This window comes from Streptomyces sp. H51, from assembly GCF_035656535.1.
GTDB lineage: Bacteria > Actinomycetota > Actinomycetes > Streptomycetales > Streptomycetaceae > Streptomyces.
The window spans coordinates 68534-94376 of sequence record NZ_JAYMHD010000080.1 but is presented as its reverse complement, the minus strand read 5'-3'; the positions used below and the strand labels follow the sequence as shown (position 1 = coordinate 94376).

Here is a 25843-nt window from a genome sequence, read left to right as displayed (position 1 = left end):
ATCTGCAGATCTGCACGGATCCCGCACGCAATTGACGGCGTCGCACCCCTTGCCAGTTGTAGAACCCGTTATTACCTTCAGCGCCATTCCTGATGGACCGTCAGATGGCTGGAGTGAGTTGCCGATGCCCTGTCCAGCGCTTCCCGACGGGTTCGACTTCACCGACCCCGATGTGCTGCACCAGCGCGTGCCCCTGCCGGAGTTCGCGGAGCTGCGCCGGGCCGAACCGGTGCGCTGGATCCCCCAGCCGGGCAACGTGGCCGGCTTCCGGGACGAGGGCTACTGGGCCGTCACCCGGCATTCCGACGTCAAGTACGTCTCCACTCACCCGGAGTTGTTCTCCTCCACCCTCAACACGGCGATCATCCGCTTCAACGAGCACATCGAGCGCGACGCGATCGACGCCCAACGGCTCATTCTGCTGAACATGGACCCCCCGGAACACACCAGGGTGCGCCAGATCGTGCAGCGCGTGTTCACCCCGCGCGCCATCCGCGCGCTGCGGGACCGGCTGCACGCCCGCGCCGACGCCATCGCACGCGCCGCCGTGGCCCACCCGGGCCCGTTCGACTTCGTCACCGAGGTCGCCTGCGAGCTGCCCCTGCAGGCGATCGCCGAGCTCATCGGCATCCCGCAGGACGACCGGGCCAAGATCTTCGACTGGTCCAACAAGATGATCGCCTACGACGACCCCGAGTACGCCATCACCGAAGAGGTCGGCGCCGAGTCGGCCACCGAACTCATCGCCTACGCCATGAACATGGCCGCCGACCGCAAGCAGTGCCCGGCGAAGGACATCGTGACGACGCTGGTGGCGGCCGAGGACGAGGGCAGCCTCAGCTCCGACGAGTTCGGCTTCTTCGTACTGATGCTGGCGGTGGCCGGAAACGAGACCACCCGCAACGCCATCACCCACGGCATGCACGCCTTCCTCACCCACCCGGACCAGTGGGAGCTGTACAAGCGCGAGCGCCCGGCGACGGCGGAGGAGGAGATCGTCCGGTGGGCGACCCCCGTCAACGCCTTCCAGCGCACCGCCACCCAGGACACCGAACTCGGCGGCAAGCTGATCCGGAAGGGCGACCGGGTGGGCCTCTTCTACGCCTCCGCCAACCACGACCCCGACGCATTCGACGACCCCGGCAGCTTCGACATCACCCGCGATCCCAACCCGCACCTCGGCTTCGGCGGGGGCGGCCCGCACTACTGCCTCGGCAAGTCCCTGGCCGTCCTGGAGATCGGCCTCATCTTCGACGCGATCGCCGACGCCCTGCCGACCCTCACCCTGGCCGGTGAGCCGCGCCGGCTGCGCTCCTCCTGGATCAACGGCGTGAAGGAACTCCGCGTCGAAGCGGGCTGACCCGTCTCGGGCCGGCGGCATCCCGGCGCCGCCGGCCCGTCCGCGAGGGAGGCAGGAGCACACCTCACCCCGACGCCCCGCCCCTGCCTCCCCCGCCGGCTCAGCCGCGGGGCGGAGGGGACGGCGCCGTCAGCCGGGTGCGGGTTCCTTGCGCGGCACACGAGCCGCTTCGGCCGCCGGGGCCGCGGCCTGGGCGGCACGCGGCCCCTGCAGCAGGTACGCCAGCCCGAAGCCCGCGCCCACGACCGCCGCGCCGCCGACCGCGTCCAGCACCCAGTGGTTGCCGGTCGCCACGATCGCCGAGACGGTGAACAGCGGGTGCAGCAGGCCGAGGGCCTTCATCCACCACCGGGGAGCGATGACCGCGATGGCCAGTCCGCACCACAGCGACCAGCCGAAGTGCAGCGACGGCATCGCCGCGTACTGGTTGGTGAGGGCGGTCAGCGTGCCGTAGTCGGGCTTGGAGAAGTCCTGCACGCCGTGCACGGTGTCGATGATGCCGTGGCCGGGCAGCAGCCGCGGCGGCGCCAGCGGGTAGAGCCAGAAGCCGACCAGCGCGAGCAGCGTGGCGAAGCCGAGGGAGGCCCGGGCCCAGCGGTAGTCGACGGGGCGGCGCCAGTACAGCACGGCGAGGACGCTCAGCGGGACGACGAAGTGGAACGACTCGTAGTAGAAGTCGAAGAAGTCGCGCAGCCAGCCGACCTTGACGACCGCGTGGTTGGCCCAGTGCTCGATGTCGATGTGCAGGGCGCGCTCGAGGCCGAGGATCTGGTGGCCGTGCGCCTCGGCCCGCGTGCGCCCGCCCGAGATGGTGCCGCCGGTGGCCGCGAGGCGGACCTGCTGGTAGGCGGCGTAGGTGACGCGGATGAGGAGCAGTTCGAGGAGCAGGTTCGGGCGGGTCAGCACCCGGCGCAGGGCCGGGAGGAGCGGCACGTGGCGGAAGCGGGCCGGTACCGGATCGGCGTACTCGGTGGGGATCGGCGACCGGTAGTGCGGCGAGGTGCGGGACAGGAACGGCACGACGGTCGCCGCGGCGAGGGCGGCGAGCAGCACGACGTTGTCACGCAGGACGTACAGGGCCGCCATGTTCGGCAGCATCATCCTCGCGGGCAGCGTCATCACCAGGACGACGGCGACCGGCCACACGTACCGGTCGGAGGCCCGTTTGCCGACCCGGCCGACGACGGCGAGCAGCACCCACAGCAGCTGGTGCTGCCAGGTGGTCGGCGACACGGCGATGGCCGCGCAGCCGGTGATCGCGACGGCGAGCAGCAGCTGCCCCTCGCGGGCGTAGCGCACGGCGCGGCGCAGCCCGAGGAAGGCGACGGCGGCGCCGAGCACGAGGAACAGGGCGATCTCCAGGGGCCCGGCGAGGCCGAGCCGGAGCAGGGCGCCGTGCAGGGACTGGTTGGCGAGGTCGTCGGCCGCCCCGCCGAGGCCGGTGCCCGCCATGTGGTGCACCCAGTAGGTGTACGAGTCGTGCGGCATCGCCGCCCAGGCGAGCGCGGTGCAGGCGGCGAAGGCGGCGCCGGTGGTCAGGGCGGCGCGGCGGCGGCCGGTGAACCACAGCAGCGGCGCGAAGAGCAGGACCGTCGGCTGCAGGGCGGCGGCGAAGCCGATGAGCAGGCCGCCGGTGTACCGGCCGCGTACGACGAAGCAGCCCAGCAGCACCAGCAGCACCGGGATGATGCTGGTCTGGCCCAGCCAGAGCGTGTTGCGCACCGGCAGCGACAGCATCAGCAGGCTGATCGCGACGGGCGCGGCGAGCAGGGAGGTGCGTCTGCTCACCGGCGGCGGCAGCGCGCGGGCGGTGACCAGGCCGAGCGCGACGACCAGCAGCAGCGTGCCGAAGGTCCAGCCCCAGCCGAGGGCCTGTTCGGCCGCCCGGGTGAGCGGCTTCATGACGAGGCCGCCGAAGGGTGTGCCGGTGAAACGGGTGGAGTCGTACAGCGACCCCTTCACGTGCAGGACGCCGTCGGGGCCGACCCAGGTCTCCAGGTCCGTCAGCCGGTCGCCCCGGGGGGTGCCGAGGACCACGGCCACCTGCCGTACCGCGAGGACCGTCGCGATCAGCCACAGGCCCAGCCGCGTCGCGCGCAGACCTCCTCCGGCCCCGCCGACGGCCGTCGCCCCGAAGGGTTCCGCCGGTCGCCCGCTGTGCTCCACGTTCGCCACGCCTGGTCGGCCTCCCGCCCCGTCGTTCTTATGCGCACCCTATGGCTCGCACGCCCCCGGAGGGAGACGCAGGCAACCCCTGCTTCACCTGGCGTCGATCCCCCTTTTATCGGGATGACGATAGTCGGCCGTTGGTTGTGCCGCTTCCGGCGGGCGCGAGCTGGATCACATCCGGGTCCCCCGCGACGCGCGCCGGGAACGGCGATCGGGCCGGCCCGGGACCCACTCGCAGGAGTCATGCACCCGTTTGACACCGTCACCCGCGTCGAACAGGCGCGCGGGCGGTGTCCGTGAGGACAGGCCGCCCGGCGCCCGGTCGCTCGTCTCTTCGGCGTGCGTCACTCATCGGGGCCGGCACACCGCGCCCGATGCCTTCTCGTGCCGGGCGGCGCGTGTCCCTTTTGCCCCTCCGGCTCCTTGCTGCCTGGCACTCAATGACGCCGACAACTCGAATGTCTGGCCGGATTGCGCTTATAGCATCGGCAACCAACCACCGGCAGCGCGCCCTGCGTGGCCGGTGGACAGCTGAACGACCGTGCCGGGGGCGCGGTTTCGAGGCCCAGGGCAATCCGGCGCATCCCTCGCGCGGCGGCCTCAGCACCTCAACGATTTGGATGCACCATGACCCGTAAGTCACTCCTGATGCTCAGCGACGACGCACACGCTGTCCGTGCATGTGCCGATCTGGATGTGGACGTTACCGTCGTGATCGGATCCGTGCAGAAGGACTGGGGCGAGGTGGTGGTCCCCTCGGGGGACCGCCAACTGTTCGTACAGGACCGGTCGCACAACATGCAGTCCGTGCTGCTCCGGCTCTACCGGGCGGGGATCGACCCTGCCTCGTTCGACGCAGTGTACTCGACCGACGAGTGGGCGGTCGTCGCCGCATCCCTCTTCGGTGCCGCGTTCGGAGTCCCGTCCCTGCCGCCCCGCGTCGCGGCCACCTTCCGCGACAAGTCGTTGCAGAAGACCGCCGTGCGCGCGGCGGGGGTGCCCGTGGCGGACTTCATGGTCATAGAGGACCTGAGCGATCTTCCTGAGGACTTCTCGCTGCCGTACCGGCGTGCGGTCCTCAAGCCCGTCGCCGCGGGCGGTACGGAGGACACCTCGCTCATCACGTGCGACGCCGACCTGCGGGCGGCGGCCGACCGGCTGCGCGCCCAGCACTGGGTCGGACGCCAGCTGCGGACCTTCATCCTCGAGGAGTTCGTGCCGGGTGAGGAACTGCACGTCGACGGGGTGGTGTTCGACGGGCAGGTGCAGTTCGTCAGCGTGGGCGCCTACCGGGCACCCTGCCTGTCCGCGGTCACCGAATCCCTTCCCCTGACGACGTCCCTCTTCGATCCGGTGGACGACGCCGCGGTCTACGACCTGGTCGTGCCCGTGGCGAAACGCTCCGTGGCCGCGCTCGGCCTGGAAGCGGGTGTCTTCCACATGGAGCTCTTCCACGACGAGGAGTCCGGCCGGCTGGTCTTCGGCGAGTGCGCGGCACGGCGGGGCGGCGGGCTGATCCAGGAGGAGGTCCTCCACAAGTTCGGCGTGAGTCTGGCGCATGCCGCCATCCGGTGTGCGCTGGGCATCGACCCGGCCCTGAAGCCCGAGGTCCGCCCCGGCGCGGTGGGCCACATGCAACTCCCGTACGTGCCGGGAACGCTGCTCTCGTGCCCCTCCGCGGAGGATCTGATGGCGCTGCCGAACGTGGAGTTCGCCACGATCGAGATCCCTCCGGGATACGTCATGGGCAGAACCGGAGACACCGTGTCGAAGATCGGCAGTCTGGTGCTCACCGCCGGTTCCCAGAAGGAGATGTACCAGCGCGCCGACGAGATCCACCAGTGGTTCCTCGACCGTGTCGTGGCAAGCCCCCTGGACGTGTCCCCGGCCCAGCTCCGGGCCTGGAACGCCAGGCAGGAGGGGAGGCGCGCGGGCGAGGCGCCCGCGCCGTCCTGACGGTGTCCCGCCGGGCCTCATCCGGGCACCGGCGGCCCGCAGGCGCGGGTGTGCGCCCCCGGACCGGAAGCAGGTAACCCTCGACCCACAGGCGGACGCCGGCTCATGAGCATCGTAGAAGTCACCCGGATGACCCGTACCTACCGGACACGCGCCGGCGCCTTCTGGCGTCGCAGGCAGGAGACCGAGGCGGTCCGGGGTGTGAGCTTTCACATCGAGCCGGGGGAGATGTTCGGTCTGCTCGGTCCCAACGGGGCCGGCAAGACGACCACCATCAAGATTCTCACCACCCTGCTGCTCCCGACCTCCGGCACCGTCAAGGTCCTCGGATTCGACGTGGCCACCCACCCGACGGAGGTCCGCAAACGGATCGGCTACGTCTTCGGCGGCGACCGCGGCCTCTACGACCGCCTGTCCGCGTACGACAACCTGCGCTACTTCGCCGAGCTCTACGGCGTACCGGCCCGTGAGCAGCGACGCAGGATCGACCGCCTCCTGGAGATGGTCGACCTGAGCGACCGCCGTCACGAGCGAGTGGAAGGCTTCTCCCGCGGGATGCGCCAGCGGCTGCACATCGCTCGCGGACTCCTCCACGACCCCGAGATCGTCTTTCTCGACGAACCCTCGATAGGCATCGATCCGGTGGGCGCGAGGAAGCTGCGCGGCACGGTGGCGGCTCTGGCCGCGGAGAAGAAGACCGTCCTGCTGACCACGCACTACATGTACGAGGCGGACGAACTCTGCGACCGGATCGCCATCATCCGGGACGGCTCGCTCGTGGCGGAGGGAACGCCGCTGGAACTGAAGTCGCGGGTCTCGCAGGGCAAGGTGCTCGAAGTCACGGTCTACGGCTCGTCGAAGACCGCGGCCGAACGCGTGCGAGCACTCGACGGTGTGCGTGCGGTGACGGTCGAGGACCGCGACCAGGCACAGGTGGTGCTGATACGGACGGCTCCGGCGGCGGAGGTCACCTCGGCCGTGCTGGAAGCGTTCGACAGTCTCCCGGTACGCGGCGTTCTCACCCGTGAGCCGACCCTGGAGGACGCGTACGTGGAACTGGTGGACGGCGGATGAATCTCCCGAGGATCCTGCGGCTGGTCGCGGTGAGCTGGTGGCTGCACCTCAAAATGATCAACCGCTCCGTGTTCGACAGCGTGATGCAGGTGGTCTGGCCCCTGTTCTTCAGCACCACCACGCTGTTCATCTACCGCGCGGCCGGGAACGGGAACGCGCTGTCCTACGCTGCCCTGGGAGCCGGCGTCATGACGATCTGGACGTCGATCACGTCGACGGCCAGCAACATCCTCCAGCGCGAGCGGGGCCTGGGGACGCTCGAACTGCTCGTGGCCGCACCCACGCCGTTCCCGGCCTCCGTGGTCTCCATCGTCCTGGCGGTCTCCACGATCGGTACGTACGGCATGGCGGCGTGCCTGCTCTGGGCGCACTTCGTGTTCGGTGTCGACATCGGGGTCGGACGGCCGGCGCCGTTCGTCCTGGCGATCGTGACCACGGTGTTCTCCTTCGGGGTTCTCGGTTTCATCCTGGCCGTCACGCTCGTGCGCTACCGCGGGGCCTGGGCCCTCGGCAGCGCCCTGGAATACCCGGTCTGGCTGCTGTGCGGCTTCCTGGTGCCCGCCTCCGTCCTGCCCGGGTGGATGACCCCCGTTTCCTGGCTGCTTCCCCCCTCCTGGGGCATGAGAGCGATCAGGGAGGCCGCGGCCGGCCGGTCGCCGTGGACCAGCATTCTGGCGTGCTCCGCCACGGCCGTCGTGCTCATCGCGGTCGGCATCCGCTTGACAGGCACCCTTCTGCGAGCTGCGCGGCAGAGCGCGACCCTCTCACTCAGATGAACTACGGCGGCACTGTGAAGAAGTTTCTCCGCATCACCCTCATCGGTGGGGTGCTCAGTTACCGGGCACTCTTCGACTGGCTGTCACCCTGGATCCTCATACCCTCGTTCATCGTCACGCCGCTGGCTCAGATCATGCTCTTCGCGTACATGGGGAGAAACGCGGGCGTGGCCACGGACCAGTTCTTCGTCATCGGGAACGCGATCCAGTACAGCGCGATTCCCTGCCTGTTCGGGATGACCAACACGATCGTCACGGAGCGCCTCGAGAACACTCTCGGTTCTCTCTTCGTCTCGCCCGCGCCTCGGCTGGCTCTCGTCCTCGGCAGATCTCTGCCCGTCATGGTCAACGGGTTCGCCGTATCACTGTTCGCGCTGTTCGCGGGCAGCGCCGTCATGGGCGTCGACATCAGGCTCACCACGGTGCTTCCGGTGCTGGTGTCGATCGTCTGCGCGAACCTGTCGTGCACAGGGCTGGGCCTGGTGAACGCCGCGTTCGGGCTGCGGTTCCGGGACATATCAGTGGTGTCGAACGTGCTCTTCGGAGTGCTGTTGATATTCACGGGGGCCAATGTCCCGCGAGCGCAGCTGCCCGACTGGATCGTCCGGACGGGTGACGTGCTCCCGATGACGCACAGCATCGAGGCGGCGCGGCTGCTGGCGGCCGGCGGCGGTGTGGCGGAGGCCGGCCGGCTTCTGGGCACGGAACTGGCCCTGGGGATCGGCTACGGAGTGGTCGGGGCCGTGGCCCTGCGGCTGCTGGAGCTGCGCAGCCGACGTGCCGCCTCGCTGGAGACGGTGTGAACCGCCCGTGCCCGCCGGCCCGCGGGCGCCCCCCGGGAGGCCGGGAGGCGAACAGCGGACCGGGATCCACCACAGTCCTCACCCGACACATGGGCAGGAACCGCCAAGGAGAGGAAGAACAGTCGTGAGTCACGCCACGATACGACTCCCGATCGGGGACCCGGTCGCACTCGGTTACCAGTTCTACGCGTTCCCACTGGCGATCCAGGCGACCGACGAGCGCGCCTCGGACTGGATACTGAGCAACTACATCCAGCTCGAGTACGACGAGCGCGGCTGGGACACCGAGGTGCCCCTGACGTTCTATCTGTACGACTACGCGCTCTCGCCGTGGCTGGAAGTGGTGCGCGGGACAAGGGCCTGGTACACGTCGGCCGATATCGTCGAGGTTGTCCGGAACGCGCTGGCGAACGGCTACTACGCCTATCTCGTCATCGACGAGTACCACATTCCGAACCGCCGCTTCTTCCAGGTCAAGCACCAGGAACACGACATTCTCGTGCACGGCGTCGACGACCGGACGGGCACCTTCACCGTCCTGGGCTTCGACGAGCAGATGCGTTTCCGCTCGACCGAGGTGAGCCAGGAGGACTTCGGCAGGTCCCACCACGCGCTCGACGGCGAGAGGTTCCAGAACGCGCCGGTCGTGTTCTACCGGCCGCGCAGGCAACCCGACTTCGGTTACCCGCCGATCAGGTACGACTTCAATGTGGAACTGGTCCGCCGCACCCTCCACGAGTACCTGCACTCGATCGACACCTCCCGGCACTTCGACATGCTTCGAGCACCACGCCCCTGCCGGTACGGAATGGACGTGTACCAGCCCCTGGAGCAATTCATCATTGAATACGCGAAGCGTGAGCGCCCCTACGACATTCGCCACCTGCACATCCTCTGGGAGCACAAACGCATGATGACCGCACGCGTCGGGCGACTCGCGGATCTCATCGGCTCGATCGCTTCGTTGCAGGACGATGCACGCCAGATCGAGACCGACGCGATGGCTTTGCGCAATGTCATGATGCGCGATCACCTCCAGAACGGCCGCAAGGGTTACCTCGACAACTCGCTCGATCTGCTGAACCGCGTCAGGGACAAGGAGACGGCGCTGCTGACCGAGGTGGTACGGAGGATCGACGACGCCGGTCCATCGGCCCCAGCCACGGCCGGCCTCCCTCCGGGGACGAAGCACTGACCTGTTCTTCCGGAGGACTTCGATGATCAGCGAGCCCGAGCGCACACTCGTCTCCGACCTGCCCCGACACGTCGGGAAGACCGTTTCGGTGTGGGGGTGGGTGAACACCCTGCGCCTCCAGCGCACGATGCAGTTCGTCCTCGTTCGGGACCACACGGGCATGGTTCAGGTGACCCATCGGCGTGGCGGCGGGGACGATGAGGTGGAGTCCCGCCTCGAGCGGCTGACCTCCGAGTCGGCCGTCCGCGTCACCGGACGGGTGGTGGAGAACGCGGCGGTGAAGCTGAACGGACTGGAGATCGTCCCCGAGACCGTCGAGATCGTCGGCCTGGCCGAGACACCACTGCCGGTCGACGAGCACAGCGGACCGGACCACCGGCTCGACTGGCGGTTCCTGGACATTCGCAAGCGGTCGCCGGCACGCCTCCTCTTTACCGTGCAGACCACCCTCGAACAGGCGATGCGCGAATACGCGTACGCCGAGGGATGCACGGAGATGCACACGCCGAAACTCATGGGCACCGCCTCGGAGACGGGTGCCGAGGTCTTCCGGGTGGGGTACTTCGACCGGAACGCCTACCTGGCTCAGTCGCCGCAGTTCTTCAAGCAGATGGCCATCGCGGCCGGCATCGACCGGGTCTTCGAGGTCGGCCCGGTCTTCCGGGCCGAGCCCTCCTTCACGTCGCGGCACAGCACGGAGTTCACGGGCATCGACGCCGAGATCGCGTGGATCTCGGACGTGGAGGAGGTGATGGACTTCGAGGAGCGGATGCTCGCCCACGCGATGTCCCGGGTGGCCGACAGGCACGGCGAGGCCATCAGGGAGGAGTTCGGCGTCGAGGTCGTCGTGCCCCGAACGCCGTTCCCCCGGGTGACGATGGCCGAAGCCGGAAAGATCCTGCATGCCCGCGGCTGGGATCCCGACGGGGTGAAGGAGGACCTGGACCCGGAGGGGGAAAGGACACTGGCCGCCCACATCGAGGAGACCACCGGACACGAGTTCGTCTTCGTCACCCACTATCCCGTCGGCCTCCGGCCCTTCTACCACATGCGCGCGCCCGGCCGGCCGGACCTGACGCTGAGCTTCGACCTGCTGTGGAAAGGACTGGAGGTCACCACCGGGGCGCAGCGGGAGCACCGCCACGACGTGCTGCTCCGGCAGGCCGCGGAGAAGGGGATGGACACCGAGCCGATGCGGGACTACCTCAACTGCTTCCGCTACGGCTGTCCTCCGCACGGAGGCTTCGGCGTGGGACTGGGCCGGCTGCTGATGGTGCTGCTCGGCCTCGACTCGATCCGCGAGGCGACATTCCTCTTCCGTGGCCCGAACCGTCTCACCCCCTGAGGGGAAGATCCTGCCCGCCGCGGTCGGGGAGAGGTGTTCCGCCGTCCGGCCGGGGCACCGCCCGGACGACCGCCGACCCAAGCGACCGCACCGAACAGCAGAGGCTTGTCGATTGCCCGCCGAGACGACACAGCGCAAGGACGAACTGGCCCGCAACCTGCGGCGGGCCGAGCGGCGCGTTGCCGCGGCCTGCGAGGCCGCGGGACGCCCGCCACAGGAGGTGACCCTGATAGCGGTCACCAAGACCCGCCCGGCCGCGGACGTGCGGCTGCTCGCCGAACTGGGTGTCAGGGACGTCGGTGAGAACCGCGACCAGGAAGCCGCGCCGAAGGCCGCCCTCTGCGCGGGGCTCCCGCTGCGCTGGCACTTCATCGGCCAGTTGCAGACCAACAAGGCCCGCTCGGTCGTGAGCTACGCGGACTCCGTGCACTCCGTGGACCGGCTTCGGCTGGTCGACGCGCTCGCCCGCGCCGTCGCCCAGTCCGACCGCGCCCACCGGCCGCTGGGCTGCCTCGTCCAAGTCGCCCTGGACGTGCAGCAGTCGGGAGGGCGGCGTGGCGGAGCGGCCCCGGAGGAGGTCGAAGAGATCGCAGCGGCGATCGTGGAGGCTCCCGGCCTGCGGCTCGATGGCCTGATGACCGTCGCCCCGCAGGACGGCCCGTACATGGACCGGCCCCGCGCCGCTTTCGAGCGGGTGGCCGAGATCGGCGCACGGCTGCGTACCCTGCACCCCGCCGCCACGGCGCTGTCCGCGGGTATGACCGGCGACCTGGAGGCCGCGGTCGCCGCCGGCGCGACCCATGTGCGTCTCGGGGGCGCCGTGCTGGGGGAACGTGCCTGATCGGTCCTGCGGGAGCCGGTAACTGACCAGAAGTCACGGCGAGCGGCGCCGCGTCGGGTCCGGTCGGATCCGCACTTTCGATCCGAAGAGGTGTCAAGGAATGAACAGAGACGAGTTCTACCAGGCGGTCAAGGAGTTCCTGGCCGAGGCGGTGGAGGAGACCGGGAGACACGCGCTCGAGGAGATCGGCGAGGACGACGACCTGTTCCACATGGGCCTGATCGACTCCCACATGGTGATCCGGCTGGTCATCTTCGTGGAGGAGACGACCGGGACGGAGATCGATCTGGCGGAGCACGAGTTCGAGGTGTTCTACACCCTGCGCGGACTCCACTCGGTGGCCGAGGGCGTCCCGTCGAGCTGAGCGGTGCCGCTCCGTGACCAGCCGTCCGGAGCCCGGCAGGAAGGGAGCAGAACGTGAACGCAGCATCGGCCAGGGCGAAGCCGCGGACCTCGGCGGTCCTGTTCGACCTGGGGGGTGTCCTGATCGACTGGAATCCCCGCCACCTCTACCGCGGGCTGTTCGGCGAGGACCGGGACGGGATGGAGGAGTTCCTGGCCACCGTGTGCACCCCCGCGTGGAACCTGGAACAGGACCGCGGACGGCCGTTCAGCGAGGGCATCGCCCTGCTCTGCCGCCGGTTCCCGCAGCACCGGGAAATGATCACCGCCTTCCGCGAGCGGTGGGAGGAGATGGTGGCGGGCGACATCCCGGACAACGTCGCCCTGCTCAGGAGGATCACCGACGCCGGACGCGGCGCGTTCGCCATCACGGACTGGTCCGCGGAGACGTTCCCGCTCGTGCGGCGCCGTTTTCCGTTCCTGGACCTGTTCGACGGGATCGTGGTGTCGGGAGAGGAAGGGTTCCTCAAGCCCTCCGCGGAGATATTCGGCGTGGCACGCACGAGGTTCGGTCTGGACCCGGCCACGACCACCTTCGTCGACGACTCCCGGGAGAACTACCACGGGGCCCGGCGACTGGGCTACGACGCCATCCACTACAAGAACCCCGTCCAGTTGCGGGAGGAACTCGCCGCGCGCGGCTGGCCGGTCGGGGACCCCGGCGACGGGTGACGGAGCGGTGCACACCGGTCCGCGGCTCACCGGCCGGCCGCGTGACAGCGCCGCGGGCACGTGCCTGGCCCCGTGCCCTTCGCCGCGGTCCTGACCGGCCGGGACGGAACGCTCCCGCGCGGCGACGCGGCACTCTCCGCCAGGATCCGGCAGCCCCTGGCCCGTCCAGCGACGAGGACGGCGGCGCGGGTGCGGGAGCGGCTCTTCCCCGAACACCGACCGAGCGGCACGACGTCCTGGACCACGGGCGCCCAGGGCCGCGCCGACGACTCCCCCGATGCGCGGAACGTCCGTTTCATCCTCCTGGATCCTTTCGGCCATGCACGATGTTTACCTCCCGACGTGCTGGCCCCCGCGGGGGATGCGGGGGAAGCATCGGATCACCGCCCCCTCATCGAGGCCTCGTGGGCACCCCGACGAGCGGTCTGACTGCGGAAGACCTCGGGCCCCGGCGACGTCCGCGCCGCCGCATACGAAGCAGGCGCACCCGATCCGCATACGCACACGCCGCGGTACCACGGCCCGAACCACCCGGCCGTGCCCTTTGCCGGCAGGCCTTTGGCCCTGCACGCCGACCGAAGGAAGCCGAACACCATGTCCAGTGAGACCACATCACCGACCCGGCCCTACGCCACGGACCTCGCCGCGGCCACGCTCGCGCACCTGCGCGACCCGGTCGTTGGGGCGAACCTGGCACTGCGCCGAAGCATCGTGCGAGAGGTGCGTGCGCAACTGGAGGGCGAGGGGTTCGAGGAGTACGAGACACCGGTCCTCGGCGAGCGGATCAACGAGTACTCCGCAGGACTCATCCGCGCCCAGTCCGCGGCGGGCGACGAGTGGTGGCTGACCCAGTCTCCGCAGTTGTTCAAACAGATGTTGATCGCGAGCGGACGTACCCGCTACCTGCAGTTCGCGCACTGCTTTCGCGACGAGCCGCGCGAGCCCGGACGCTATGACCGGATGCGCGAGTTCATCCAGATCGACATCGAGATGGTCACCGACGACCCGGCCGAGATCCGCCGCATGGTGGAACGGGTGATGGTCCGCGTGTGCCGGGCGGCCGGCCGTGCGATCAGCACCCCCTTCCCGGAGATGGACGCTGCCACCGCGGTGGCCCACCACGGCACCGACACCCCCGACCTGCGGACCGATCCCGACGAGTGGAGCTTCGTCTGGATCACCGACTTCCCGCTGGCCGAGCCGGACGGATCGGGACGGCCCAGACTGGTCCGGCACCCCATGGCCCGGCCCGAGCGGCCGCCCCAGGACGCCGACCACGCCTGCTCCCTGCGGACCTACTCCTACGACCTGGTCCTGAACGGATACGAGATCGGCAGCGGCGACCTGCGCATCCACGACGCGGCCGAGCAACTGGCCGTACTGCGCGCCATGGACCTGCCCGCAGAGCACTACCAGGTGCTCCTCGACGTCCTCGCCGACGGATGCCCGCCGCACGGTGGCGTCGGGCTCGGCCTCGACCGGCTCGCCATGGCCCTGGCCGGCTCCCGTGACATCGCGCAGGCATCGGCCTTTCCCCATTGGTTCGGCCGTGTCCTGCCGGAGGAGGCCCCGTGATCGCCCACGGCGCGAACCGGATCGAGCAGCTCGTCCTGGCGTCCGCCGCCCGCCACACCGAGCGTGCCGCCCTCGCGACTCCCACCCAGCAGGTCACCTACGGCCGGCTCGCAGCCGCCGCCGAGCGCGGCGGCGTCCTGCTCACCGCCGCGGGATGCCGGCCCGGCGAGGCGGTACTGCTCACGGCGGGCAACCGGCCCGAGGACATCATCTGGGAGTTGGCGATCTGGCTCGCGGCGGGAGTGGTCGTCCCGGTCTCCCCCACCACGCCCCTGGAAGTGGTGCGCCGGATCGCCCGCCGCACCGGGGCGCGGTTCCTGGCCGGAGCGGACACTCCGGAATCCTGGCAGGAGCTGTTCGGCAACGGGCCGTCCGGCGAGGGCCTTCGGACCCTCGCCGGAACCGCCGGCTCCCGCCCCGCCGAACTGGACGCCGATCAGGCCCTGGTGATCTTCACGTCGGGCTCCACCGGCGAGCCGAAGGGCGTGGTGCTCTCCCACCGCGTTCTCGTCGGCAAGCTCCGGGCCATCCAGCAGGTCCTTCCGTTCGCGCCGGACACCGTCACTCTCCAGGTGCTCCAACTGCACTTCAGCTTCGGGCAGTGGACGTCCCTGCTCACCCTGGCCACCGGCGGACTGCTCCAGTTGCGGCCCGCGTTCTCGGCGACGCGGTTCCTGCACGATCTCACCAGCCTGCGGATCGACCGGACCGCCGTCGTCCCGAGCATGCTCCGCATCATCCTGCGCACCCTCGACGGCGCCGAGGACGGCGAGGACCTCCTGCGGCGGATCGCCGCGCGGTGCTCACCCCGTCTGTGGATCGCGGGCGGGGAACCGCTGCCGGGGCCGCTGGGCCGTCAGGTGCGCGCCCGCTTCCCCCGTTCCTCGATCGCCGACGTGTTCGGTCTCAGCGAGAGCGCGACCTCCGACCTCATTCTCACCCCGGACCGGTACGACCAGGAGGCCGGAACGCTCGGCCGTCCGACACCCGGCGTACGGATCCGCGTCGTGGACGCGGCCGGCGCGGACTGCGGCCCGGGCGACGCCGGCGAACTGTGGATCCGTACCGAGCATCTGATGACCGGATACCTCGATGACCCGGCCGCCACCGCGGCGACGCTGACCGAGGGTTGGCTGCGCACCGGGGACCGCGCACGCCGGCGCCCCGACGGCCTGCTCGAACTCGCGGGCCGGGCCAAGGACCTCATCGTCCGGGGCGGGAGCAAGATCTCTCCTCTGGAGGTGGAGAACGTCTTCAGCGCCCACCCCGACTGCGCGGGCTGCGTGGCGGTCGGCGTGCCCGACGACCTCCTCGGGGAGCGGCTGCACCTTCTCCTGATGCCCCGCCCGGGCCGCGCGGTGGACCCCGTCCGCCTTCTCGACTGGAGCCGTGAGCGGCTGGAGCGTCACAAGACGCCCGACCGGGTGCACGTGGTGGACGACCTGCCGCTGGGCCGTACCGGGAAGGTCGACCGCGGTCTCGCCCGCACCGTGGCCCTGTCGGCACCGGCCGCCCGCGAGGGCGACAAGGGGTGCGGCAATGGCTGACGCGCTCGTGGTGGGAGCCGGTGTCGCCGGACTGGCCACCGCTCTGTTCGTGGCGCGCTCCGGCGGGCACGTGGAGTTGCTGGAGAGCGATCCGGCTGCCCCGCCGCAGGACGTGCGGCAAAGCCTCGACCACTGGTCGCGCCCGGGCGTTCCGCAGATGGGGCAGGGACACAACATCCACGGACTCGCCTGGCTCCTGCTGCGGGATCACGCACCCGACGTCCTGGCGGGCCTGATCGCGGCCGGAGCCGAGGAACGGCCGTTCCAGGTCGGACGGCCCGGGCGGGACGAGTCCGTCTCGGCACTCATGGTGCGTCGCGCGGTGTTCGAGTGGATGCTCCGGACGGCCGTGGCACGCGAGCCCGGGGTCACCGTCCGGACCGGCATCCGGGTCACCGGGCTGGCCACCGTGCCGGGCGGCGGAAGCCGGGGGGTGGTCCTGGACTCCGGCGAGATCGTCGAGGCCCCGTGGGTCGTCGACGCCACCGGGCGGCGCTCCGCGCTGCCGCGGTGGCTGGAGCAGGCCGGCGCCGCGCCGCCGCCGGAGACCTTCCAGGCCTCCGGCACCCGCTACTACGCCCGGCACTTCAGACTGCGCCCCGGTGTGCGGGCACCACAGGGGGACTGGATCTTCGGCCCGACCGGCGATCTCGGGTACCTGCGCTACTCGCTGCTGCCCGAGGACGGCGGGCACTTCGTGGTCACGCTCAACACCCCGCCCTCGGACCAGGAGTTGAGACGCCTGCGGGACGACGCTCTGTGGTTGCGCGCCGCCTCGCTGCTCGGCCCGCTGCGGGAGTGGCTGCACCCTGACACCTCCGTACCCGCGTCCCCGGTGTTCACGATGGGCGGCCTGCGCAACGCGTTGCGGGACTTCCGCCCGCACGCGGGCGGGAAGGGAGCGGGCGTCCTGCCGGTCGGTGACGCTCTGTGCCACACCAACCCGACCAACGGCTGGGGCGTGAGCTTGGCGCTGCACCACGCGCGCGTGGTCGCGGAGGCGATCTGTGCCCGCGGCAGGCGCGCGACGGTGACCGCGGACACGGTGCGTCGCCTCACCGAGCACGCCCTGCCGTACTTCCGGGTGGCGGCGGCCGAGGACGCGGAGCGGGCCCGCCTGGCGGCGGGAGCCGCGCCGGGCTGGGAAGACCCGGACAACCCGCTGTTCTTCCGCAAGGTCGTCCACCCGCAGGCGGTCCGGGACCCGCTGCTGTCCCGCTCCGTGCAGCGCCGCATCCACCTCCTCGACCCGCCCGACCGGCTGACCTCGGACGCCCGCCTGGTGGAAAGGGCCCTGCGGCTGCACCGGTCGGCCCGGGAGCAGAGGCCGGCGCAGGATCCCGGCCCGCCGCGGGCCGACCTCCTCGCGGCACTGGCGGAACCGCTCGACAGGGCTTCCTGAACCATCCACCCCGCACAGAAACGAACCGAACCCATGAACGAAGCACTCGATCTCGTCGGCCGCTACGCGCGCGCCGAGGGCGAAGAGCGGACCGAGATCGCCGCGCAGCTCTCCAAGCTCACCCAGCGGTCCATCGACGAGACCGGCCGCGGCCTCACCCTCACCGAAGCCGACCTGAGCAACCTGGACCTGCGGGGAGCGAACCTGCGGCGGGCCAACCTGAACCGCGCAGTCCTGCACGGCACCCGCCTGGACGGCGCCGACCTGAGCGAGGCGACGATGGTCTGTCCGGCCATGGAGCGCACCGACCTCTCCGGCGCCAGCCTGCGTTCGGCCTACGTCCACGCGCTGGCCGCGCAGACATGCACATTCGACGACGCGGACCTGACCGGGCTGCGTGATGCGACCGGAACCCTCTTCCACGGCTGCAGCATGCGCAACGTCCGGCTCGACGGCTCGCACCTGGCCGGCTCCAGCTTCTACCAGTGCGACCTCAGCGGCGCGACCTTTTCCGGGGCCAACCTCCAGGGCAGCCTGATCAACGAGAGCATGCTGGAGCGGGCGGTCTTCCAGGGCACCTGCCTCGACCAACTGTCGATCACCAAGTCGAACATGCGCGAGACGTCGCTCGAGGGGGCTTCCGGACGCGGACTGGTGCTCCAGCGGCTGACGTCGGCGGACGGACTCGTACTGCGCGACGCCGACCTGCCCCGACTGCGGCTCGACACGATGGTGAGCGCCGACTGGCAGGCGGCGCGCCTCAAGGCCGTCGACGGTGACTTCACCGACGTCACGGTCACCCTTGCCGACTTCTCGCAAGCCGACCTCACCGGGGCCACGCTGCGGCGCTGCTCCTGGCCGGGGGCCGAACTGACGGGCGCCAGCCTGGTGAACGGCAAGATCACCGGCTCCACGCTGCGCGGCGCCGCGGCCTCAGGGCTGCGGGCCGAGAACCTGGGCGTGGTCGAAAGCGACCTGTCGAACGCCGTGCTGACCGGTGCCATGGCACGCTGCCTGACCGTCCGGGACACCAACATGTCCAGCGCCGACCTGCGGGACGCCAACCTGTACCGCGCCATGATCACCGGAGACCCGCCGAAGGGCATGAGCCTGCGGGCGGCGGACCTGGAGAACGCCACCCTGGTGCAGGCCTACGTCGCCGCCGACCTGTCCGACGCCAACCTCGCCGGAGCGAACTGCGCGTACAGCCGGTTCAGCCAGTCCGACCTGAGCGGGGCGAGGCTGGACGGCGCGAACATGTACCAGTCGACGTGGGTCAAGGTCGCGGTCACCCGTGCGTCGCTGAACGGCGTACGGCCACCGGTCTTCGCCGACCGGTGCGCCGGGCTGGCGGAAGCCGTGGAGGCCACCGGAGGAGCCACGTCCACCGAGTTCACCTCCTACCTGCGGCGCTTCGGTGCCGTTCTGGCCGCCGGGCGAAAGGGCTCCACGTGAGCGGGGTCCTCGTCGTCGCGGCTCACCCGGACGACGCGGAGCTGGCGGTCGGCGGAACGCTGGCCCTGCTCGGTGACCGGGGGACGGAGGCGACCGTTGCGGTGGTGGCGGTGTCCGAGGCGGACGAGGAGCACCGGCGCCTGCGGGTCCGGGCCGCCGAGCGGGCCGCCTCGATCCTCGGCCACCGGTTGAGGTGGCTCGCCCGCGAACCACTGGACCAGGTCGAGGACATTCCCGAGTACGAGGTGGTGCGGCTGGTGGACGACCTCGTCGCACAGGTACGCCCGGACGCGGTGCTGACCCACTGGGAAGGCGACTCGCACGGAGACCATGTCCGGGTCGCACGGGCCGTCGTGTCGTCCTCCCGCCGGTGGCCCGAGGTGTCGCTGTGCCAGTTCGGGCCCAACGAGCACCGCACCACGAGGTTCCTCGAGTTCGTCCCCAACGTCTTCGTCCCCATCGCCGACCAGTTGCCGCGCAAGCTCGACGCCCTGCGCTCGTTCTCCTACCCGGGGCAGGGGTTCAGACCGCTCGATGAGGAGTGGGCCCGGCAGCAGGCCCTGCTGAACGGGCGTCACGTCGGCGTCCCCGCCGCCGAGTCGCTGCGGCTGCTCCGCTGCCGGACCGACGGGCCGGGGCCGCTCGGCATTCCGACCGCACCTCTGCCGATGGACGACCACCACGTGAGAGAGGGAGAAGAAGATGACTGAACCGCATGGCCGGGCCACGGACGCCGACGGCGAGGCAGCCGGGGTGTACGACTACGGCTCCGCCCTGCGCGACGGACACGCCCGCGTCTGTGTCTGGGGCCTCGGCTACATCGGCTGGTCGACCGTCGAGGCTCTGCGTGAGGCCGGGGTACGCACACTCGGCTTCGACGTGAGCGAGAGCCGTGTGGCGCAGCTGCGGGCGGCCGCCGGCACCGAGGCGGACCTGACGCTGACCGCCGACCGGCAGCTCACCGCGGCCGACGACGTCGCGGTGCACTTCGTCGCGGTACCGACGGAGCGCGAGGCCGCACCGTACAGCGACGCCATGGCCGCCGTGGTGACCGCGCTCGTGGACATCGCCGCGTCCCGCGGGGACCGCGACGCCGGCCTTCCGCCGCCGCTCGTCGTCATAGAGTCGACGCTGACCCCTGGCACCGTCGACGACATCCTGCTGCCGCTGCTGTCCGGGCGCGGGCTGCAGCCCGACCGGGACCTGCTGATCGCGCTGGCACCCCGGCGCGACTGGTTCCTGGCCGAGGGATACGGACTGCGGGAACTGGACCGCGTGTTCGGCGGCGTGGGGGATCGTTCGGCGACCGCGGCCCACGGTGTGCTGTCCCTGATGTGCGACCGTCTGCACCGGGCCGCCGACCACAGGGTCGGCGAACTGGTCAAGTGCGTCGAGAACGCCTTCCGGCACGTCGAGATCACCCTCGCCAACCAGCTCACGCTCGCCTTCCCGCACGTGAACATGGTGGAAGTGCTCCAGCTCGCCGGCACCAAGTGGAACATGGGCACCTACCACCCGAGCTTCGGCACCGGCGGCTACTGCGTCCCGCTGGCCAGCAGGTACCTCCTCCTGGGGGCCGCGCACCGCGAGGAGCTGTCGCTGCTGAGCAGTGCGGTGGAGACCGACGACAGCATCCGCGAGACCGTGGCGGAGGCCGCCGGACAGCGCGGCGAGGTGCTCGTGCTCGGCCTGGCCTACAAGGGCGGCATCAAGGTGGCCACCCTCAGCCCGGCCCTGGCCATCACCGCGCGGCTGCGCAAGCTCGGCATCCCGCACACCCTGCACGACCCGATGTACACCTGCGAGGAGATCGACGCGCTGACAGCGCCGGGCACCGCGGTGGCGGATCCCACGGAGGCGGTGCGTCGCGCGGCCACCGTACTCATCGTCGCCGACCACCCGGAGTTCCGGACCGCGCCGTACACCGGGCTGCTCGCCTCCGAACGCCCCGGCGGCCGGCTGATCCTCGACAACTACGGCGTCCTGGAGGGCCACGAGTGGCCCGGGCACGTCACCTACCGCCGGGCCGGCGGCCCCGGCTGGCTCGACCGGAACGTCGCGGCGGAAGCAGGGGCGTCATGACGACTTCGGGGGAGGAGGGCGCCCGGCGGCTGGCCGACGCGGGCGCCCGCGTCGGCCGCGGGGTGCGGGCCTGGCTGGGCGGCGACGTCCGGATCGGCCCCGGCGTGAGCGTGGGGGACGGAGCGGTCCTCGTCGCGGACGACCTGGACCTGGGGCGCGACGTGCACATCGGCGCGGGCTGCGACGTGCGGGCCGCGCAGGTGAGCATCGGCGACGGCAGCCAGCTCCAGGACGGGGTGACAGTCCTCGTCGCCGACCGCTTCGCCGTGGGCCGGGGCTCCCGCCTGGAGCACCGGGTGTCCATCACCTGCCGCCGGTTCCTGGCGGGCGACCTGTTCTATTTCGGCCACGACTCAGGGGTGGGGTACGGCGGCACGACCGCCTCGACCTCGACCGTCGACGCGGGCCACCGCGTGGCGCTGGGCCCGCACAGCGTCCTCAACGCCAATCTGCCGATCGTCCTGGAGGACGACGTCGGCTCGGGCTGCTACCTCTCCGTGTGGACACACGGATTCCATTTCGGTCACCGCCTGCTCGACGGCTTCGACGCCACGTTCGCCGGGGTGCACATCGAACGGAACGTGTGGCTGGGATACCACGTCACCGTCCTGCCCGGCGTGCGCGTCGGCGCCGACACCATCCTCGCGGCGGGCGCCGTCGTGTCCCGGGACCTCCCGTCCGGCGTGCTCGCCGCGGGCGTGCCCGCCGTCGTCAAGCGGCCGCTGCTCGCGCAGCCGGTCACGGGCGAGACCGCTGACCGGCGGATCGAGGGACTCCTGGAGGCCTGGGCGCGTGAGCTGGCGTGGAAAGGGCTGCCCGCGGTACGCGAACCGGCCGGTGACCTGCTGGTGGGTGACGGGCACCGGGTGAGTCCGGTTCCCCCCGGCTCCGCGGGCCCACCGCCCGGCGGACGGACACGCCTGCTGCTCACCGTCGAGGACCGGCCCGACCTGCGGACCGCCACCGATACCGTCCTGTTCGAGCTGCGTTCCGGCACGCTGTCCGGCCGACTCGACGACGTCGCGCACGACCTGCGCGACTTCCTGCGCCGCAACGCCCTGCCCTGCGGAGCCACCGAGACGTTCCGGAGCATCGCGCCGCGGCCCTTCCGGCGGCTGCTGGAACCGGGCACCCCGGCCGCCGCCTCCGACGTCCTCGGGGAGGACACGTGAACACCGCGGCAGGCCGGCACACGGCCGAGGTGAACATCTTCACCGAGATGTCGGCCCTCGCCGAAACACATGCCGCGGTCAACCTGGGCCAGGGGTTCCCCGACAGCGCGGGACCCGTGGAGATCATCGAGGCCGCGGTGGCGGCGCTGCGCGCCGGGCACAACCAGTACCCGCCCGTGCCCGGCATCGCTCCCCTGCGCGAGGCGGTGGCACACCACCAGCGGCACTGGTACGGGATCCCGGTCGACCCCCGCAGTGAGGTCGTCATCACGGCCGGAGCCTCGGAGGCCATCGCCGCCGCCGTCCTGGCGTTCGTCTCCCCCGGTGACGAGGTCGTCGTCCTGGAGCCCTTCTACGACCTCTACCGCGCCTGCGTGTCGATGGCGGGAGGAACGCTCGTGCCGGTACGGCTGCACGAGCCCGGCTTCCGGTTCGATCAGGCCGCGCTGGCGGCGGCCGTCACCGACCGGACGAGGATGCTGCTGCTCAACTCCCCGCACAACCCGACGGGACTGGTGCTCGACGAGCACGAGGTGCGCGCCGTCGCCGGGATCGCGGCCGAGCACGACCTCCTGGTCGTGGCGGACGAGGTGTACGAGCACATGGTCTACGACGGTCGGCGGCACCACCCGGTCGCCGCGGTCCCGGGCATGTGGGAGCGCACCGTGAGCATCAGCTCCGCGGGCAAGTCCTTCTCGGTCACCGGCTGGAAGGTCGGCTGGGCGACCGGCCCCGCCGACCTGCTCTCCCGGGTCCAGGGGGTCAAGCAGTACCTGTCCTTCGCGGCGGGCACGCCGCTGCAGCACGGCGTCGTGCGCGCGCTCGCCTGCCCCGACAGCTACTACGAGGACCTGCGGACCGACTACCAGCGCAGGCGCGACCTGCTGGCGGACGGCCTGGCGGAGCTGGGTTTCGCGGTCAGCCGGCCCGCGGGGACGTACTTCGTCACGGTGGACGCCGGCCCGCTCGGCGCCACGGACGGCCTGCGGTTCTGCCGTGAACTGCCGCGCCGCTGCGGAGTGGCGGCGATCCCCAACTCGGTCTTCTACACCGACCCGGGTGCCGCCGGCGCCCAGGTGCGGTTCACCTTCTGCAAACCGGAAGCCGTGCTGCGCGAGGGACTGCGCCGACTCCGCCGGGGCCTGCGCGGGGGGTGGTGACGCATGGCCGGTCCTCCCCCGTCCGACAGCCCGGCCGTTCCCGACGGAGACGTCCGCGGCATGAGATCACTCTACGTCACACAGGAGCTGGCCCCGTTCTTCGCGGAAGGCGGCCTGGGCCTGACCGGCAAGGCCCTGCCGGACGCACTGGGTGAGCACTGCGGGCTGCGGCACGACATCGTCCTCCCCTGCTATCCCCGCCTGCTGGAGCGCTCGGGCCTGCGCACCCAGGAGGTCCTGCGCCTTCCCGCCCGCCGGGTGGGCGGTGTGCGCGCGGAGGGTTCCGTGCACCGCCTCGTGGACCCCCCGGTGGACAGCGGCGTCTACCTCATCCGGTCGGACGCGTGGTACGACCGCCCCGGCATGTACCGGGACGAGCACTACGCGCCCTTCGCCGACGAGGCGGAGCGGGCGGCCTACTTCGGCTGGTGCGTCGCGCGGTGGCTCTCGGCGACAGGACCGCGGTACGGGCTCGTGCACGGCAACGACTGGCAGTCCGGCGCGGCCATGGCCCACCTGCGCGCTCGCTTCCCTCGCCTGCCGCAACTGCTCACCGTCCACAACGGCCTGTACCGGGGAGACCTGACGCACTGCGCCCCGGCCACCCTCGGCCTGCCCGCCCGGCGGCTGAGCCTTCTGACGGAGGCCTCGCGCGGACGCCCGAGCCTGCTGCTGGCGGCCGTCCAGGCCGCGGACGCCGTCGCCACGTGCAGCAGCGGTTACGCCGCGGAACTCGTCGCGCGGGCCGACGAGGACCCGGTGGCCGCGGCGCTGCGGGAAACCGAGGTGACCGGCATCCCGTTCGGCGTGGACGGCAGCTGCTGGGATCCCGGCGCCGACGGCCACGGCCACGCTCCCTTCGGGGCCGGGACCGTGGCGGCCGGCAAGCGATCCGGCAAGCGGGCCCTGCAAAGACGGCTCGCGCTGCGCGAGGATCCGGCGCTGCCGGTGCTCGGCGTCTGCTCCCGGCTCGTCCCCGAGAAGGGGACCGACCTGCTGCTCGCCGGGCTCGGCCCCCTGCTCCGCGCGGGACGGCTCCAGCTGGTGCTCGTCGGCCCCGCCACCGACGAACTGCGGCGGGAGCTGTCCGGGCTGGCGGAGGCGGCCCCCGGGCTGCTGGCCCATGTGCCGCGCTTCGACCAGGACGTCGCCTGGCTCCTCTACGCGGGCTCCGACCTCACGGTCATGCCCTCGCGCAGTGAGCCCGGGGGACTCAACCAGCTCATCGCCTACCGCTACGGAACGCTCCCTCTGGTCAGCCCGGTCGGCGGCCTGCGCGACACGGTGGTGGACCTGCGGCGCGATCCGGTGGCCGGGACCGGCTTCTTCATCGCGGAACACACCGCGCTCTCGGTGCGTGAGACGGTCCTCGCCGCGCTCGCCTGGATCGCGCGATCGCCCGACGACCTGGACACCGTCCGACGCCGTGTCATGGAGCAGGACTGGTCCTGGGCCGCTACCGCACGCCGCTACGCGGTCCTGTACCGCCGACTCCTCGCGAGGGCCGAGGGGCCGGACCCGGACGCGGCGGTCGCCCCGGCGGGCGCGCGATGAGGAGGAAGAGAGGAATGCGAGTCGACCTGCTCACCCGGGAGTACCCGCCCTCGGTGTACGGAGGCGCCGGGGTCCACGTGGCGAACCTCACCCGGAACCTGCGCCCCCACCTGGACCTGCGCATCCACTGCTACGGCGACAGCCGGCCCGATGCCGGGGTGCGGGCCTACCCGGTGGGCCTGGGCGAGGGGTCCGGCACGGCGCTGCGCGCCATGGCGGTCAGCATGGCCATGGGGCACGCCGTTCGGGGCAGCTCGCTCGTGCACAGCCACACCTGGTACACCAACCTCGCCGGCCACGTGGCCAAGGCCAGGCACGGCATTCCACACGTCGCCACAGTGCACAGCCTGGAGCCGCTGCGGCCGTGGAAGGCCGATCAGCTCGCGGACGGCTACCGGTTGTCCTCGTTCATGGAGGAGGCGGCCCTGGTGGGCGCGGACCGCCTCATCGCCGTGTCCCACGCGATGGCCGCCGACATCGTGCGGGTCTATCCGGCCGTCGATCCCGGCCGGGTCTGCGTGATCCACAACGGTGTCGACACCACCGAGTTCGCGCCGGATCACGGCACCGAGCACCTGGAGCGCCTCGGGCTCGCGCTGGACCGGCCCATGGTCGCCTGTGTGGCGCGGATCTCCCCGCAGAAGGGGCTGGGCCACCTTCTGCGGGCCGCCGAAAGCTTTCTCCGCGGCACCCAGCTCGTCGTCGTGGCGCAGACGGCGGACTCCCCGGAACTCAGGCGTCGCTTCGGCCTGGCCGTCGCCCGGCTGCGGGACACCGGAGTACCCGTCGTCTGGATCAGCGGCCCGTTCCCCCGCGCCGCGCTGTGCCAGCTCCTCACGCACGCCCGGACGTTCGTCTGTCCCTCCGTCTACGAACCCCTGGGCATCGTGAACCTGGAGGCCATGGCGTGCGGGACCGCGGTCGTGGCCGCCGACGTCGGTGGCATACCCGAGGTCGTGGTGGAGGGGGAGACCGGACTGCTGGTGCCCGCGACGGCGTCGGACGACGGCAGGCCGGCCGATCCGGCGAGGTTCGTCAGGGAACTGGCCGCACGGGTGAACCGCCTGATCGCAGATCCCGCGACCGCCCAGCGCATGGGACGCAACGGCCGGTGCCGGGCCGAGTCCCGCTTCTCCTGGGAGCAGGCGGCCCAACGGGTCCGAGCCGTGTACGAGTCGGCCGTGCGGCAGACGGGGTGAGGCGCTCGTAGCGGTCGGTTCCGGTGACGGGCGGTGCGGCACGTCGCGCGCCAACCACCTTCGGACGGGCCTCAGTTGCCAATCATAAGCAACGGCTACTCATC

21 protein-coding genes are annotated in these 25843 nt (G+C 71.1%); 20 read left to right on the top strand and 1 reads right to left on the bottom strand.

Going from position 1 to position 25843, the window contains the following annotated elements:
- Positions 1–124 precede the first annotated feature (124 nt).
- Positions 125–1360 (top strand): cytochrome P450, encoded by a 1236-nt coding sequence (locus VKA29_RS31745; protein WP_324789464.1) that lies wholly within the window; start codon positions 125–127, stop codon positions 1358–1360.
- A 129-nt stretch (positions 1361–1489) separates the two neighbouring features.
- On the opposite strand, the gene VKA29_RS31740 is transcribed toward VKA29_RS31745, so the two are convergent.
- The gene (locus VKA29_RS31740) at positions 1490–3535 is read right to left on the bottom strand and encodes a bifunctional glycosyltransferase 87/phosphatase PAP2 family protein (RefSeq protein ID WP_324789463.1); all 2046 of its coding nucleotides are present in this window, start codon (positions 3533–3535) and stop codon (positions 1490–1492) included.
- 705 nt (positions 3536–4240) lie between these two features.
- On the opposite strand from VKA29_RS31740, the gene VKA29_RS31735 reads away from it, so the two are divergent.
- The 19 genes from VKA29_RS31735 (at position 4241) to glgA (ending at position 25739) form a co-directional block, all read left to right on the top strand.
- The gene (locus VKA29_RS31735; protein WP_324789462.1) at positions 4241–5485 is read left to right on the top strand and encodes an ATP-grasp domain-containing protein; all 1245 of its coding nucleotides are present in this window, start codon (positions 4241–4243) and stop codon (positions 5483–5485) included.
- A gap of 105 nt (positions 5486–5590) precedes the next feature.
- Entirely contained in the window at positions 5591–6559 is a 969-nt protein-coding gene (locus VKA29_RS31730) for an ABC transporter ATP-binding protein (protein ID WP_324789461.1), read from the top strand.
- Entirely contained in the window at positions 6556–7335 is a 780-nt protein-coding gene (locus VKA29_RS31725) for an ABC transporter permease (protein ID WP_324789460.1), read from the top strand. The genes VKA29_RS31730 and VKA29_RS31725 overlap by 4 nt, the downstream gene beginning before the upstream one ends.
- A 14-nt stretch (positions 7336–7349) precedes the next feature.
- On the top strand, positions 7350–8138 hold the full coding sequence (locus VKA29_RS31720; RefSeq protein ID WP_324789459.1) for an ABC transporter permease: 789 nt from the start codon (positions 7350–7352) through the stop codon (positions 8136–8138).
- Positions 8139–8262: 124 nt separating this feature from the next.
- Positions 8263–9333 (top strand): hypothetical protein, encoded by a 1071-nt coding sequence (locus VKA29_RS31715; RefSeq protein WP_324789458.1) that lies wholly within the window; start codon positions 8263–8265, stop codon positions 9331–9333.
- Positions 9334–9355: 22 nt separating this feature from the next.
- Positions 9356–10678: an aspartate--tRNA(Asn) ligase gene (gene aspS / locus VKA29_RS31710; RefSeq protein ID WP_324789457.1), complete on the top strand. Its 1323-nt coding sequence runs from the start codon at positions 9356–9358 to the stop codon at positions 10676–10678.
- A 112-nt stretch (positions 10679–10790) separates the two neighbouring features.
- Positions 10791–11519, top strand: coding sequence for a YggS family pyridoxal phosphate-dependent enzyme (locus VKA29_RS31705; protein WP_324789456.1), 729 nt, complete (start codon positions 10791–10793; stop codon positions 11517–11519).
- Between the two features lie 100 nt (positions 11520–11619).
- Entirely contained in the window at positions 11620–11883 is a 264-nt protein-coding gene (locus tag VKA29_RS31700) for an acyl carrier protein (RefSeq protein WP_324789455.1), read from the top strand.
- Positions 11884–11936: 53 nt separating this feature from the next.
- Positions 11937–12593 carry an HAD family phosphatase gene (locus tag VKA29_RS31695; protein WP_324789454.1) on the top strand — a complete coding sequence of 219 codons (657 nt, stop codon included), beginning with the start codon at positions 11937–11939 and terminating at the stop codon, positions 12591–12593.
- A gap of 594 nt (positions 12594–13187) precedes the next feature.
- Positions 13188–14168 (top strand): amino acid--tRNA ligase-related protein, encoded by a 981-nt coding sequence (locus VKA29_RS31690; RefSeq protein WP_324789453.1) that lies wholly within the window; start codon positions 13188–13190, stop codon positions 14166–14168.
- The gene (locus VKA29_RS31685) at positions 14165–15715 is read left to right on the top strand and encodes a class I adenylate-forming enzyme family protein (protein ID WP_324789452.1); all 1551 of its coding nucleotides are present in this window, start codon (positions 14165–14167) and stop codon (positions 15713–15715) included. Before VKA29_RS31690 ends, VKA29_RS31685 begins: the two co-directional genes overlap by 4 nt.
- Positions 15708–17117: an NAD(P)/FAD-dependent oxidoreductase gene (locus tag VKA29_RS31680; protein ID WP_324789451.1), complete on the top strand. Its 1410-nt coding sequence runs from the start codon at positions 15708–15710 to the stop codon at positions 17115–17117. Before VKA29_RS31685 ends, VKA29_RS31680 begins: the two co-directional genes overlap by 8 nt.
- A 33-nt stretch (positions 17118–17150) precedes the next feature.
- Entirely contained in the window at positions 17151–18572 is a 1422-nt protein-coding gene (locus VKA29_RS31675; protein WP_324789450.1) for a pentapeptide repeat-containing protein, read from the top strand.
- Positions 18569–19282 carry a PIG-L deacetylase family protein gene (locus tag VKA29_RS31670; RefSeq protein WP_324789449.1) on the top strand — a complete coding sequence of 238 codons (714 nt, stop codon included), beginning with the start codon at positions 18569–18571 and terminating at the stop codon, positions 19280–19282. The genes VKA29_RS31675 and VKA29_RS31670 overlap by 4 nt, the downstream gene beginning before the upstream one ends.
- On the top strand, positions 19275–20654 hold the full coding sequence (locus VKA29_RS31665; protein WP_324789448.1) for a UDP binding domain-containing protein: 1380 nt from the start codon (positions 19275–19277) through the stop codon (positions 20652–20654). The genes VKA29_RS31670 and VKA29_RS31665 overlap by 8 nt, the downstream gene beginning before the upstream one ends.
- Positions 20651–21826 carry a DapH/DapD/GlmU-related protein gene (locus VKA29_RS31660; RefSeq protein ID WP_324789447.1) on the top strand — a complete coding sequence of 392 codons (1176 nt, stop codon included), beginning with the start codon at positions 20651–20653 and terminating at the stop codon, positions 21824–21826. Before VKA29_RS31665 ends, VKA29_RS31660 begins: the two co-directional genes overlap by 4 nt.
- A complete protein-coding gene (locus VKA29_RS31655; protein WP_324789446.1) occupies positions 21823–22986 on the top strand; it encodes an aminotransferase class I/II-fold pyridoxal phosphate-dependent enzyme in 1164 nt (387 codons plus the stop codon). The genes VKA29_RS31660 and VKA29_RS31655 overlap by 4 nt, the downstream gene beginning before the upstream one ends.
- 60 nt (positions 22987–23046) lie before the next feature.
- Complete coding sequence (locus VKA29_RS31650) at positions 23047–24540, top strand: glycogen synthase (protein WP_324789445.1); 1494 nt, start codon at positions 23047–23049, stop codon at positions 24538–24540.
- 14 nt (positions 24541–24554) lie between these two features.
- Complete coding sequence (glgA, locus tag VKA29_RS31645) at positions 24555–25739, top strand: glycogen synthase (RefSeq protein WP_324789444.1); 1185 nt, start codon at positions 24555–24557, stop codon at positions 25737–25739.
- Positions 25740–25843: the final 104 nt, after the last annotated feature.

What these genes read in the sequence shown, in the direction of transcription:
- VKA29_RS31745 (WP_324789464.1), top strand. Translation starts at nt 125, where the DNA reads ATGCCCTGTCCAGCGCTTCCCGACGGGTTCGACTTCACCGACCCCGAT.
- VKA29_RS31730 (WP_324789461.1), top strand. Translation starts at nt 5,591, where the DNA reads ATGAGCATCGTAGAAGTCACCCGGATGACCCGTACCTACCGGACACGC.
- VKA29_RS31725 (WP_324789460.1), top strand. Translation starts at nt 6,556, where the DNA reads ATGAATCTCCCGAGGATCCTGCGGCTGGTCGCGGTGAGCTGGTGGCTG.
- aspS (WP_324789457.1), top strand. Translation starts at nt 9,356, where the DNA reads ATGATCAGCGAGCCCGAGCGCACACTCGTCTCCGACCTGCCCCGACAC.
- VKA29_RS31700 (WP_324789455.1), top strand. Translation starts at nt 11,620, where the DNA reads ATGAACAGAGACGAGTTCTACCAGGCGGTCAAGGAGTTCCTGGCCGAG.
- VKA29_RS31690 (WP_324789453.1), top strand. Translation starts at nt 13,188, where the DNA reads ATGTCCAGTGAGACCACATCACCGACCCGGCCCTACGCCACGGACCTC.
- VKA29_RS31680 (WP_324789451.1), top strand. Translation starts at nt 15,708, where the DNA reads ATGGCTGACGCGCTCGTGGTGGGAGCCGGTGTCGCCGGACTGGCCACC.
- VKA29_RS31675 (WP_324789450.1), top strand. Translation starts at nt 17,151, where the DNA reads ATGAACGAAGCACTCGATCTCGTCGGCCGCTACGCGCGCGCCGAGGGC.
- VKA29_RS31665 (WP_324789448.1), top strand. Translation starts at nt 19,275, where the DNA reads ATGACTGAACCGCATGGCCGGGCCACGGACGCCGACGGCGAGGCAGCC.
- VKA29_RS31660 (WP_324789447.1), top strand. Translation starts at nt 20,651, where the DNA reads ATGACGACTTCGGGGGAGGAGGGCGCCCGGCGGCTGGCCGACGCGGGC.
- VKA29_RS31650 (WP_324789445.1), top strand. Translation starts at nt 23,047, where the DNA reads ATGAGATCACTCTACGTCACACAGGAGCTGGCCCCGTTCTTCGCGGAA.
- glgA (WP_324789444.1), top strand. Translation starts at nt 24,555, where the DNA reads ATGCGAGTCGACCTGCTCACCCGGGAGTACCCGCCCTCGGTGTACGGA.